We start from the raw sequence: 13,007 nt of genomic DNA, 5'->3' as shown, positions 1-13,007 counted from the left end.
ATTGTAAGCCTTTTCAATTGTTTGTTCAAGTTTTTTTGTGATTTTTTTAACTTTTTTATTTACCGGTAAAGTAATATAGATAAAAAAAGCAGAAGCTAATCTCTAACTTCTGCTTTTTCTCTTATGCTTGATAACGTTTCACACCGTCTAGGTAGGTTGCTACCAATTCCAAATCTTTATCTAATACGATAAAGTCCGCATCATAACCTTCACGGATTTGACCACAGACATCATCAATGTGAACGGATTTAGCTGGGTTGAGGCTGGCCATCATGACTGCTTCATGCGGATTCGCAATTCCCCACTCGACTACATTTCTCATACCATCTTTAAGTTTGAGGATAGAACCTGCCAAATTACCAGTAGATTTGAGACGTGCAGTTCCATTTGCTACTACAACAGGGAATTCTCCCAACATATAGTCACCGTCTTCAAGCCCACCAGCTGTCATACAGTCCGTAATAAGAGCGATGTTTTCTGTCCCCTTTTGCTTAAGTAAAATCTCACAAGCTTTTGGATCTACGTGATAACCATCACAAATCAATTCTGCGTAAGTATGTGGGAGCTCATACATAGCTCCTACCATACCTAGTTCGCGGTGTGTTAAACCACGCATTCCATTGTAAGCATGTACCCAAACACTCGCTCCAGCATCGACTGCTTTTTTAGCTTCATCAAAAGTCGCATCTGAGTGTCCAAGTGCAACTGTCACACCTTCACCTGTAATAGTACGTACAAAATCTTCCACCCCATCACGTTCTGGTGCAATAGCGATTTTATTTAGCATCCCTTTTGCAGCATCCTGCCAAGAATGAAACTCCTCAACACCCGGGTCTCTCATATAAGTTGGATTTTGTGCCCCCTTAAAAGTTTCTGTGAAATATGGACCTTCATAATAAATCCCACGAATCTTAGCACCTGTTGCTTCTTTATAATGGTTTCCAAGATTTTCAGTGACTGCAAGCAATTGCTCATAAGTGGCTGTTAAAGTTGTGGGCAAGAAACTGGTAACACCGGTACTAAGAAGTCCTTCACTCATAGTATGCAATGTACCTTCAATGTTGTTGTCCATCACATCTACACCTGCATATCCATGAATATGAGTATCCACAAGACCTGGTGCAATGCTATAACCAGTATAGTCAAGAACCTCTGCTCCTTCAGGAATTTGATCCACATGTTTCCCAAATTTGCCATCAACAAGTTCTAGGTACCCACCACGACGAATGCCAAATGGATAGAAAAACTGATCCGCTTTAACGTAATTAGGCATAATAATGACCTCCTTAAAAGATTACTTTTGATATTTATTATGTCAATTACATTATAAACCTTTCTGATTCATTTGTAAATGGTATAGACCTATTTTCTAGAGATATTTTAAAAGCGTAACTTCTCAAAGTAACTTCCATCTCTCTCCCAAAACTGGAAGTTAGTCTCAGACGATGAATTATGCTAGAATTAAGTCTGAGACTTTTCGTGAGGAGGCACCTCATGACGAAAAAACAAAAACATCTCACTCTAGAAGACCGTATTGACATCCAAACTGGAATCAGCCAACAGGAGACTTTCCGTTCCATCGCTGAGAAGATGGGGAAAGACCCGTCAACGATTTCAAAGGAAATCAAGCGCAATCGCATCATGCATCCAACATCCGTCAAATCTGATTGCACGGATTGCCCTCTTCTCAAAAAAGCTCCTTATGTCTGTAACAACTGTCCAAAAAAGAGGACGGATTGTGGGTTTAACCGCTATCTTTACTACGCGAAAAAGGCACAGGAGCAGTACGAGACTATGTTGAGGGAATCCAGACAGGGAATTCCCCTAAACAAGGAAAGTTTTTATCAGATGGACAAGGTCTTAACCCAAGGCATCCAGAAGAAACAAAGCATCTACCATATCATTCAGACACATAACCTACCTGTGTCGAAAGCTACGGTGTATCGGCATGCCAAGCTGGGCTATCTGACAGCCAAGCCCATTGATTTCCCTCGGATGGTCACGTTCAAGGAACGCAGAAAATCCAGAAAAGTAGCTATTCCTAAAGAGCTGAAAATTGGGCGGACCTATCAAGATTTCCAAGAGTTACGAGAAACAGATGATTTCTTCAAATGGTTGGAAATGGACACGGTCATCGGCAGACCTGGTGGAAAGCTACTGCTCACCTTCAACGTTTCCTTCTGCAACTTCCTCTTCGCCCTGCTTTTGAACAACAAGACCGCTCTGGAGGTCGCCACTAAATTCGCAGCTTTGAAAGAAAGAGTCATGGACGGAGGGTGTGCGTTCCATCAGCTGTTCCCTGTCATTCTCACAGACAACGGATCTGAGTTCGCCTATGTGGAGGAGCTTGAGCGAGACATTGATGGGAAGTCTCACCTCTACTTCTGCGACCCTAGCCGTCCTGACCAGAAGGGGCGGATTGAGAAGAACCATACGGTTTTGCGAGCCATTCTTCCCAAGGGCACTTCCTTTGACCAGCTGACTCAGAAAGACGTCAATCTAGTCATTTCCCATGTCAATTCCTTGAAACGAGAAGAGTTTCAAGGAAAATCTGCTTACGACATCTTCACCTTCACCTTTGGCGAGGACATCGCTGCTCTTCTGGGTTGCCAATTTGTCAAACCAGAAGACACACACCTATCACCTGATTTATTGAAATAAAGGGAATTTTCCCCTCTAACTACACATCTTATCACCATCGAAAAGTCTCACACTAAACGCTAGCAACTGGAATTTACTCTAAGACGACTCTGTTTTAGGGCTATTTGTCGTGCACTTTTTTCTGAGTCTTTTCGCTTTTGAACCCTTATATATCAAGAAAAAGAAAACCAGTGGAAGTTAGTCTAAGACGGATTTCCACTGATTTCACGCGTTTTTCTCATACTAAAAGCTAGGTTGTGGGAAACTGGAAGTTAGTTTTAGAAGTTACCGATATTTTAAAAGAGCTGGATTTCTCCAACTCTTTTCTCTGTAATACAGGTTATTTTGATTTGACTGGCTTGTCTTGAGCCGTCTGCAAAGCTGTGGCAATCGTATCTGCATACAATTTAGCTCCTGCTTCAATAGTGCTAGTGTCACTTCCGAAATGGACTTGGTCTGTTCCTGCCCAGATTTCTGGATGTTCCTTAGCAGCTTGATTCCAATCTGCTATCGTGATGTAAGGAGTCTTCTCTGCCAATTCTCTCATATAGGCAGCCTCCTTCTCAACGATGGCATAGGTCTCTTTTGTCTTATCCCCCTCATAAGGAGTCACCAAAACCATATGGTGGCCCTTAGGAAGATTTTTTACGATACTATCCCAGTCTTCCTTGTAATTTTCAGGATTATTTACCCCAGTCGCAATGACCACCATCTTAGGTAAAAATTTATTCTGGCTATTGTTTAGCATGATTTCATTGGCAGTCTTGGTTGTTCTGCTGACCTGCGCGTTAATTTGTGCTCCAGGAAGAGCTGTCTGCAGGGCTGTATTTGCCCTTAAAGCCACTGAATCACCAATTAACATAGTACCATCAGCAATCCCCAAACTATCAGCTTCTGCTCGTTCTGCCATCACTTTTGTTTGGGCAATAGTACTAGCAGCTTGCTTCAAACCATTGACAGTTAAGTCTGTCTCAAACGCTCCCACTTGTGGTGCCAACAAAGTCACTAAGAGGACAATGAAGGCCAAGATTCCTGTACTTGTTGCAAGAATTGCGTGAATATAAGGCAGGGGACGAAGAGTTTGTAAAACAGGTGTGTTCTTTCCTGCAATCCACGGCTCCAATACATAAAATGAAAGACTGGCAAATCCATAAGAACAAATCAAAGTCAGTAACACAGCAAAAAGATTTGATGTCAACTGTGAGAAAATAATATAGAAAGGCCAATGGAAGAGATAAACCGCATAGCTAGTATCTGCTAAAAAGCTGATAATCTTTGGTTCTTGCACATGAGGAGTCTTTTCATGTAAGACACGCGCCGCCAGAATCATAGCAAGGGCTGCAAGGCTGGCAAGCAAGAAGCCCATAAGATAGGCAAAGAGATAGGTAAATTTGACAAAGAAGGTCAAAATGAGTAAGAAGCCAAAACCTCCTGCAAAAACTAAAAGGGTCTTGCGTAAATCCCAGATTTTATCTAACTGCTTGACGAGGGAAGTCGTCTGACGAACGCCTACAATCGTTGCTAGGATACTTCCCAAAAAGAATGGATAGACATGAGTTAAACTGGAGAAGTAAACAGAGGAATAAGAGGTTACTAGAAAACTACCAATAAACATGGAGAAGAAGCTGATCAAGAAGGCAGTGGCAGATAAAAGAAAGACCATCCCCTTCAACTGACCATTTGATTTAGCCTGTTTAGATAAGAACCAAACTGCCAATCCCCAAAGAATATAGTAGTGAACCTCAACGGCCAAGCTCCAATTATGAACAAACAAATGAGGAATGAACTGTGATTCATAACTCCCACCTGTTAGAAGTTCATAAAAGTTGGTCATAAAGCCTAAGACACCAGCAATCTGGCCACCAATTCCAGCCACATAATCTTGGCGAACTAGAAAGGTAAAGGGCATGGTTACCAAGACCATCAAAACCACAGGTGGCACAATCCGATAAAAACGTCTCCTAAAAAATCCTATCAAATCAATTTCATGATTTTTAGAAAATTCTTCGATGAGTAGAGCTGTAATCAGGAAACCTGAAAATGTGAAAAAGACATCTACCCCGAAAAATCCTCCAGGAAAGATGGTCTGAAAGAAGTGATACAAGAGTACCAAAAGTAAACCTGTAATCCTAATCAAGGAAAACCATTTAATGCGCATACGAGTTTATTCTTCCTTTCATTGTACACTTTATTCTATCAAAAAAAGAAGAAAAATCCCAAGAGAAAACTTAGGATTTTTAGCTTATATCAATTCCATTTTAGAAATTACGCCCTGACTTATTGTAGCCATATTTTTCCACAAAATACTCACGGAATTCCAAGAGATTGTCATCCATGATGGCTTGTCGCACTTGCTTCATCAGGTTAAGCAAGAAGTAAAGATTATGATAGCTTGTCAAGCGGATACCAAAGGTTTCATCAGCCTTGAGTAGGTGACGAAGATAAGCACGTGTATAGTTCTTACATGTGTAACAATCACACTCAGGATCCAGTGGCGTAAAGTCCTCAGCAAACTGGGCATTTTTGACAACCAAACGTCCCTGACTGGTCATACAAGTCCCATTACGAGCGATACGAGTCGGCAAGACACAGTCAAACATATCTACACCACGAATCACCCCATCAATCAAGCTATCTGGCGCTCCCACACCCATCAAATAGCGAGGTTTAGTTTCTGGCAGCAGTTGAGTTGTGAAGTCCAAGACAGCATTCATCTCTTCGTGGGTTTCTCCCACTGCCAAACCACCGATAGAGTAGCCTGGGAAATCCATGCTGACAAGGTCGTGAGCTGATTGGCGACGCAGGTCTTCAAATCCTGCCCCCTGCACAATTCCAAACAAACCTTGGTCATGTGGACGACGGTGAGCCTTCAAACCACGCTCAGCCCAACGACTGGTACGCTCGATTGATTTCTTAACGTAGTCGTAAGGTTGATAAAACTGAGGACACTCGTCAAAGGACATCATGATGTCTGAGCCCAGATTATTCTGAATAGAGATGGCTTTTTCTGGGGACAAGAACATCTTGGAACCATTGAGATGGTTTTTAAAGGTTACTCCTTCTTCTGTGATATTACGGCTATCTGCTAGAGAATAAACCTGGAAACCACCACTGTCCGTCAAAATAGGTTGGTCCCAATTCATGAACTTGTGGAGACCACCTGCGCGTGCGATGAGTTCATCTCCAGGACGAAGCCAGAGATGATAGGTGTTTGACAGGATAATTCCCGAACCCATCTCCTTCAATTCTTCAGGCGACTGAGTTTTGACAGTGGCTTGTGTCCCAACTGGCATAAACATAGGTGTTGGGAAGGTACCGTGGGGAGTGATGATTTCTCCCAGACGAGCTCCTGTGTGTTTTTCTTTCTTAATCAAACGATATTTGATTGGTGAATCTGACATTTTTTACCTCCGAAGCTGGGAAAGACAGTCCCAGTTCATACTTTGTACCCAAGGGCATACTGTATGATTTTATCAAAAAAAGCCGGAACTGTCACGAACTATGGTATAATAAGAGAATGAACTATCCAAAAATTGATTTAAAAACAATTCGTCAGGAGTCAAAACATTTTCAGGCTGACACCCCCCGTCTCTTTCTCCTCTATATCCTTCCCAGTATGCTGGTCATCTTATCTGGTTTTCTTAATCCCTTATCTCGGATCCACGGGACTGTTTTAGAACAGCCATTTTTCAGCATACTTGGTCAAATACTTCAAGCCTACCTCTTTCCTCTACTAGTCTCCTTTATCGGGACTATTCTTTTGACCAGTTCCGTCTATGCAACACTGACACTCATGAAAGATTCTAAAACGGAGCCATCTGTAAAAAACAGCCTAGCTCTCTTTGATGAGGAGCGCTTTTCTCAAACCTTTTTGACCCTACTTCTCAAACGTTTCTATCTCTTTTTATGGAGTATCCCTAATTTACTTGGGATTTACTTCCTCTTTTATAGTAGCTTTTTAGCCAAAAAATTCGTCACCCTACATCCTGAGTTTCCAAATCTAGATCTCTCATCAGTTGAAACCGAGCGTTTCCTCATGGTCTTTGGACTCTACTTTCTTGCAAGTCTCATCTTGATCATTGTAGGAAATATCCTCTATATTCCACAGTATTATGCCTATTCACAGGTGGAATTTCTTCTCTGTTATAGTCTAGACCTAGGACAGGCCTCACCAAGACGAATCCTAAAAACTAGCCGTTCCTTTATGAAGGGCTACAAGTTCCAGCACTTTGTCCTAGATTTACAGCTTCTTCCTTGGTACTTCCTCAATTGGATTACCTTTGGCATTGCTAGTTTTTTACTCCTACCTTATATCCAATGTACTAAAATCAGCTTTTATAGAGCAGTACTTAGAGCAGCACTTAGTAAAAAATACCAACTAAACTACCCCTGGTAGGGCTAGTTTTTCACTCCTACCCTACATTCAAATTAATAAAATGATTTTTTACCGAGCAGTATTGGCTCGAAAACGTCCAAAAGCTTGAAGGTTTTTCCCTCAAGCTTTTTTCTATCAATGAGTTTCTCCGCCTACCAACTTGAGGTCTTGATCTCCATGTTCGATAATGGCGCCGATTGCCGCTTCTATCCCTCGCCTAATATCCACTAAACTCATAGCTGGGGTAGTCGGTCGATTCACCACCTGTTCCATCATATAAGGAATATGCATAAAACCTGCCTTAACATGTGGAAATTTCTTTTCTACCAAATAGAGGGCCTGATACATCAAATGATTGCAGACAAAAGTCCCTGCAGTATTGGAAACAGAGGCCGGCAAGCCCTCTTTTTTTATAGCTTGAACCATCGCTTTAATCGGCAGACTACTAAAGTAGGCCGGAGCACCGTCTGGGCGAATGGGAAGGTCAATCGGTTGATTACCCTCATTATCAGGAATCCGTGCATCATCTTGATTAATAGCTACTCGCTCAGGTGTCAAGCTAGATCTTCCACCTGCTTGGCCAATACAAAGGACAAAATCAGGTTGATAACGACTCATCTCTTCTTCCAATACTTGAGCCGATTTGTGAAAAACTGTCGGCACTTCTAGCCAACGAACCTCAGCACCATGGATTTTAGCTGGTAAACCTTTAATGGCCTCCAAAGCTGGATTGACCTTTTCCCCTCCAAAGGGCTCAAAACCTGTCACTAATACTTTCATTTCTAACTCCTTAGAACCAATTCAATGAGACTCTTTTCTTAAAAACAAGTATAACATATTTCCCTTATTCTGGAGTGAAAAGGACTAGCGAGGCTAGGATTGCTCTTTGATACTCAATGAAAATCAAAGAGAAAACTAGGAAGCTAGCCGTAGGTTGATCAAAGCACAACTTTGAGGTTGTGGATAAGAGTGACGAAGTCAGCTCAAAACACTGTTTTGAGGTTGCAGATAGAACTGACGAAGTCAGTAACCATACCTACGGCAAGGTGAAGCTGACGTGGTTTGAAGAAATTTTCGAAGAGTATGACAAAGAAAAACGAACGAGACTCGCTTCCTATCACGAAAGCTAGATCTCATTCGTCAAAATGATATTACAAAGTCTGGTTTATCCATTCATTGAAACGTGAACGTGGTCATAGTGATTTTCTGTCACGCTACCACGGTCTGGCATTGGGTTCCAAGTGTTAGCTGGTCCATATTTGCTATCGAATGGAGCATAAAAACGCTGTTTCCAGATAATATAACTAATTCCACGGCTGGCCATATTTTGAATAGCGTATTCCGCAATCTTATCCCCTAGTTCTGAACCTTCTGGTACCATAAAGTCGATAGCCAAACCTTTTCTGTGATCACCGCTGTCTCCTGGACGGTAACCACTAAAGGATGTGATGCCAAACAAGTTGGCAATTTCTTCTTTAAAGGCAGCTGTTTGTGGTTGAAGGCCTGCATTTTCAGATTTCGCTACTGCCAGTCCAGCATAATCGGGCGCAGCTGGAGCCGCGTAAGTTGTTGAAACTGTTTTCGCCTCTTCTGGTTGATAAGTAGAAACTGCTGTTGTAGCTTCATTTGATGAGGCTTCTTTTGCTTCTTCTGAACTTGTTGCAGTTGTTTCGGTTCCTTTTTCTTCTACTGGCGTTGTAGTTGCTTCTACTGCTGATTCAGCTTGAGGGCTTGCTTGTGTTTCCTCTTTCTCAGCTGGAATCGTTGCCTGAGAACCCGCTTCTGCAACTGCACTACTTGTTTCGGCTGTTTGCTCCTCTGGGACAGAAGTGCCCGTAGATGGTGCCACTTCTTCAGAAGCAATCACTGTCTTTGTAACTTCTGAGCTTGATGCTACTTCTTTTGTACTTGTAGTTTCTATCGCTGTTGGAGCTTCTGCAATTGGTTGAGAAAGATCTGCAACTTGAACAGTTTGATCAGTAACGGTCACTTGATTGGTTGTCAAATCTGCTGTCGCAGTTGTCACTTCTTCACTAGAATCTGCTTGAGGTGTTTGAACCTCAACTTCCGTTACTTCTTCTGCTTCATTGACAGTCGTTGTCAAAACGGTTTCTGGGAAAATCAAGTCCATATTCGTGATTTTATTCAAATTCGCAAGAACTGTAACATCTACACCCAAGGCTTCTGCAATGGTGCTCAAGGTATCACCATACTGAACGGTATAACTTGTTTTGTTATCCGTTTTAGTCAAATCATTTTGGATTTGCTCAACACTACGTGCAATCCAAAGAACTTCTTCTGCTTGGATTGCCAATACTGGGGCAAATGACAAGGCTACTGTTGAGGCTAATAACATTCTTTTCTTCATTCTTTCAAATTCCTTTCAAATGAGTACCTGTCTATGATAACACAAAAAGAGCAGAAAAAAAGCCCTCTCGGGCCTATTTAACAGAACTGTCTATTCCTTGTAACAAACTCGGTTACTTGAAATAGTTTGTTAGGTATCTGTCACAAAACTGACACAATCTTTTTATTGCTCAGCCTCAAAAATACGGGGAATATCTGCTAACCCTTGAATCCTATGATTGCCTCCATAAGACGACTCTAAAAAGTTGATACTTTGAATCCCACTATTCTGGGCAAATTCCACATCCAGAGTCCGGTCCCCTATATAATAAGTCTTCTCAGGATTCAGCTGATACTTGTCTAACAGATAGGTAGCCGCTTCTGGATTAGGCTTGCGCGCAAAGCCACTCTGACTGGTTAAAATCTCTGTAAAATAGGACTCCAACCCCAAGTCTCTGAGGATGGCAAAAGCATTATCTCCTTTATGAGTGTAGACAAACTGTTGAATTCCTACTTGGTCTGCCCAAGCTAGCACCTCACGCGCACCTGGCATCAAGACTACCTGCGCATTCTTCTCAGCCAGACTCTGGGCACGTACCTGATTTAGTATTTCCACATTTAGTTTTCTCTCTTCTGCCACCTGCACAAGCAAATCCTGCACAGAATACTTGAGAATAAACTCTCTCACCTTCTCCTTATCATAAGGAATAGAAAACTGAGCAAAAGTTTCCTCAATCCCTGACAAAATCGCTTCGTAAGAGTCCAATAAAGTCCCATCTAAATCCCAAATAAAAGCTGTTTTTTGCATTTCCTATCCTTTCAAGCTCATATAACGCTGGTAACGGTAACGTAGAAATAACCAACGAAAACCATTATCCAAAAGGGTTCCAGCCCAAATACCAGGCAAACCCCAACCAAGCACAATCCCCATCAGATAGGCTGTCCCAATACGGATACACCACATCCCTATACTTGTCGCATAAAAGGGGAGGCGAGCATTGCCCAAACCCTGCCAGACTGCTGTATAGATGACTGTTCCTATCGTCATAGGAGTACCAAGTAGTGAAAAAAGTGTCACTAGAACACTAGCCTCCACCGCTAGAGGGTTAGTAGTATAGAGATGAGTCAGTGGTATCCCTAAGGCATAGATACTGAAGGTCAAGGGTAACATGAGGACCAGAGAAAGCCAAAAGGTTTGCTTGCTCAAACTAGCTACTCTTTCCCAATTATCTTCTCCAACCGCTCGAGCCACTTGCATGACTGTTGCTGTAGCCACACCAAAGGCAGGCATATAGTTAAACTGGGTCAAGACTTCTCCAACTGCATTCCCAGCCACTGCCTCCGTTCCAAAAGAAACGACCAAGGCAATGATCACTATATCTCCAGCTCGCATCATAAGCCGCTCTCCAGCTGCTGGCAAAGCTAAGGTCAATAGTTCCTTATCTAAACCAAAAGTCGGTTCCTCAAAAGGCAACTTTAATTGCGACCATAAAATCACAAGACCTACCAAGCGAGACAGAATTGTCCCCCAAGCAACACCAGCTATCCCCATATCCAGAACAAAAATAGCTAGACTTGAAAAAAGAATATTCAAGGCATTGGATAAAAGACTCACATAGAGGGGCAAACGTGGATTATGCGTTGCACGAATCAAGGCTCCCAGACTAGTCATTAAGCCTAAGAGAACAATCGAGCCACCTACCAAAGAGAGATACAGTCCACCACTCTCAGCTACATCTCTCTCCGTCCCCAAAAGTCCTATCATCTCTTGCCCAGCTAAGATAGACAAAGCTCCTAAAAGGAAACTTAATAGTAAGGTAATCTTCAAGGCCTCAGTCACATGATAGGCTAGCTTAGACTGATCCTTCTGCCCAATACTTTTTGAAATAACACTGGAAATAGCAGCTCCCAGAGCGATGAAAATCGCCTGGTAAATCGTGATAATATTGCCAGCTACTGATACACCCGAAATAGCTATCAAGCCCAAGTGGGCTACCAAGTAACTATCCACCATCCCCATGAGCATCTGCAAAAAGTTTTCACCCATAGCTGGTAAAGCAATATTAAGAATGTCTTTATTTTTCTTAAACAATCCTTCCTCCTGATGAAAAGAAACTCAGTTGGTTTCCCAACCGAGTTTACTTCCTCTGTCTTATGTCTTAAAGTCCTAGATAAGCCTCAACCTCTGCTTGCATATCTGCAGCCGCCACAGTTGTCTTGTGACGAACAGGAGCTGTTTCAAGCCCATCAACTGCTGGCGGCACTGCCACTCCTGAAATATCATGTAATTGAGCCAAGGCTTCAAAGTCAGTCAAGCCAACTTTCCCCGTTACAGCTTCTACTGCAACTACTGGGAACTTGTATGGACTAGCTGTTGAAGCAATCACTGTCTTAGTTACATCTCCAGTAGCAGCTTGGTATTTCTTATAAACTGCTGAGGCAACCGCCGTATGTGGATCTTCGATATAAGAATCTGACTCATAAACACGCTTGATTTCTGCCGCTGTTTCTTCCTCAGTCGCATATTCAGCTGCAAAGAGGTTAAGAATCTCTGCATCAAAGTCTGTCAACTCATATTGTCCTTGCTTGTTCAAGGCATTCATGAGTTCAGCTGTTTTAACCGCATCATTACCCAAAAGATGGAAAATCAAACGCTCTAAGTTTGAAGATACCAAGATATCCATAGATGGACTAGTTGTTACCTTAAACTCACGCTTCTTGTCGTAAACACGTGTCTTGAAGAAGTCTGTCAAAACATTGTTGTCATTTGAAGCACAGATTAATTTGCCAACTGGTAGACCGATTTGTTTGGCATAAAAGGCAGCCAAGATATTTCCAAAGTTTCCTGTCGGTACCGTGAAGTTAACCTTTTCACCAGCTACAATCTCACCAGTTTTAACAAGCTGAGCGTAGGCATAAACATAGTAGACAATTTGTGGCACCAAACGGCCAATATTCATAGAGTTAGCCGATGAAAATTGCAACTTGTTGGCTGCCAACTTCTCACGAAGAGCCACATCGTTAAACATATGCTTCACATTAGTTTGGGCATCATCAAAGTTACCATCAATAGCGATAACATGAGTATTGTCGCCAATCTGAGTGGTCATTTGCAACTCTTGTACCTTGCTGACACCATCCTTTGGATAAAAGACGATAATCTCAGTACCAGGAACATCCGCAAACCCTGCCATAGCAGCTTTCCCAGTATCACCAGATGTCGCTGTTAAGATGACAATCTTGTTCTCCAAACCATGCTTCTTAGCAGCCGTTGTCATAAAGTATGGCAAAATAGACAAGGCCATATCCTTAAAAGCAATTGTTGAACCATGGAAAAGCTCCAGATTGTATTGCCCATCTAATTTCACTAATGGTGCGATAGCTGGAGTATCAAACTTGCTATCGTAGGCATTGTTGATACAGTAGTCCAACTCTTCAGCTGTAAAGTCATCTAAAAATGCTGACAAAACAAGCTTAGCAACTTCCTGATAAGAAGCATCTTTCAATTTGTCAAAGTCCAAATCTACCTTTGGATAAGTAAGCGGTGTAAACAAACCACCATCCGTTGCCAAACCTTGCAAAATTGCTTGGCTAGCAGTTACTGTATTGTTGGCGTCACGCGTTGATTGATAAACTAATGTCATTA

General features: G+C 42.2%; 11 protein-coding genes. 3 read left to right on the top strand and 8 right to left on the bottom strand.

Annotation, left to right across the window (positions count from 1 at the left end; genetic code table 11):
• Nucleotides 1-121: 121 nt before the first annotated feature.
• Nucleotides 122-1,273 (bottom strand): N-acetylglucosamine-6-phosphate deacetylase, encoded by a 1,152-nt coding sequence (nagA, locus tag SMI_RS01050; protein WP_001134545.1) that lies wholly within the window; start codon nucleotides 1,271-1,273, stop codon nucleotides 122-124.
• Nucleotides 1,274-1,494: 221 nt separating this feature from the next.
• Between nagA and SMI_RS01045 the strand changes: the two genes are divergently transcribed.
• The gene (locus SMI_RS01045; RefSeq protein ID WP_000163009.1) at nucleotides 1,495-2,661 is read left to right on the top strand and encodes an IS30-like element ISSmi1 family transposase; all 1,167 of its coding nucleotides are present in this window, start codon (nucleotides 1,495-1,497) and stop codon (nucleotides 2,659-2,661) included.
• A gap of 319 nt (nucleotides 2,662-2,980) precedes the next feature.
• On the opposite strand, the gene SMI_RS01040 is transcribed toward SMI_RS01045, so the two are convergent.
• Both SMI_RS01040 and tgt read right to left on the bottom strand, forming a co-directional pair.
• Nucleotides 2,981-4,798 carry an acyltransferase family protein gene (locus SMI_RS01040; RefSeq protein WP_001220867.1) on the bottom strand — a complete coding sequence of 606 codons (1,818 nt, stop codon included), beginning with the start codon at nucleotides 4,796-4,798 and terminating at the stop codon, nucleotides 2,981-2,983.
• Between the two features lie 100 nt (nucleotides 4,799-4,898).
• Nucleotides 4,899-6,041, bottom strand: a complete 1,143-nt coding sequence (gene tgt / locus SMI_RS01035) for a tRNA guanosine(34) transglycosylase Tgt (RefSeq protein WP_001285239.1) — start codon at nucleotides 6,039-6,041, stop codon at nucleotides 4,899-4,901.
• Nucleotides 6,042-6,157: 116 nt separating this feature from the next.
• Between tgt and SMI_RS01030 the strand changes: the two genes are divergently transcribed.
• Nucleotides 6,158-7,036, top strand: coding sequence for a DUF975 family protein (locus SMI_RS01030; protein WP_001108846.1), 879 nt, complete (start codon nucleotides 6,158-6,160; stop codon nucleotides 7,034-7,036).
• Between the two features lie 114 nt (nucleotides 7,037-7,150).
• Here SMI_RS01030 and pcp read toward each other — a convergent pair whose 3' ends face one another.
• Nucleotides 7,151-7,795 (bottom strand): pyroglutamyl-peptidase I, encoded by a 645-nt coding sequence (gene pcp, locus SMI_RS01020; RefSeq protein WP_000866927.1) that lies wholly within the window; start codon nucleotides 7,793-7,795, stop codon nucleotides 7,151-7,153.
• Between the two features lie 179 nt (nucleotides 7,796-7,974).
• On the opposite strand from pcp, the gene SMI_RS01015 reads away from it, so the two are divergent.
• The gene (locus SMI_RS01015) at nucleotides 7,975-8,145 is read left to right on the top strand and encodes a hypothetical protein (RefSeq protein ID WP_164925494.1); all 171 of its coding nucleotides are present in this window, start codon (nucleotides 7,975-7,977) and stop codon (nucleotides 8,143-8,145) included.
• A 35-nt stretch (nucleotides 8,146-8,180) separates the two neighbouring features.
• Here the strand turns inward: SMI_RS01015 and SMI_RS01010 are convergent, their stop codons facing one another.
• From SMI_RS01010 to thrC, 4 genes are all read right to left on the bottom strand, one after another.
• Nucleotides 8,181-9,383 carry a LysM peptidoglycan-binding domain-containing protein gene (locus SMI_RS01010; RefSeq protein WP_000746973.1) on the bottom strand — a complete coding sequence of 401 codons (1,203 nt, stop codon included), beginning with the start codon at nucleotides 9,381-9,383 and terminating at the stop codon, nucleotides 8,181-8,183.
• A 162-nt stretch (nucleotides 9,384-9,545) separates the two neighbouring features.
• Nucleotides 9,546-10,169: an HAD family hydrolase gene (locus SMI_RS01005; RefSeq protein ID WP_001172835.1), complete on the bottom strand. Its 624-nt coding sequence runs from the start codon at nucleotides 10,167-10,169 to the stop codon at nucleotides 9,546-9,548.
• Nucleotides 10,170-10,172: 3 nt separating this feature from the next.
• Nucleotides 10,173-11,453, bottom strand: a complete 1,281-nt coding sequence (locus SMI_RS01000) for an MATE family efflux transporter (protein ID WP_000473952.1) — start codon at nucleotides 11,451-11,453, stop codon at nucleotides 10,173-10,175.
• Between the two features lie 67 nt (nucleotides 11,454-11,520).
• Nucleotides 11,521-13,005 carry a threonine synthase gene (gene thrC, locus SMI_RS00995; protein WP_000177124.1) on the bottom strand — a complete coding sequence of 495 codons (1,485 nt, stop codon included), beginning with the start codon at nucleotides 13,003-13,005 and terminating at the stop codon, nucleotides 11,521-11,523.
• Nucleotides 13,006-13,007 lie beyond the last annotated feature (2 nt).

Source organism: Streptococcus mitis B6 (assembly GCF_000027165.1).
Classification (GTDB): Bacteria; Bacillota; Bacilli; order Lactobacillales; family Streptococcaceae; genus Streptococcus; species Streptococcus mitis_AR.
Note: the sequence above shows the minus strand (reverse complement) of the source record. Positions and strands in the feature narration are given on the sequence as shown.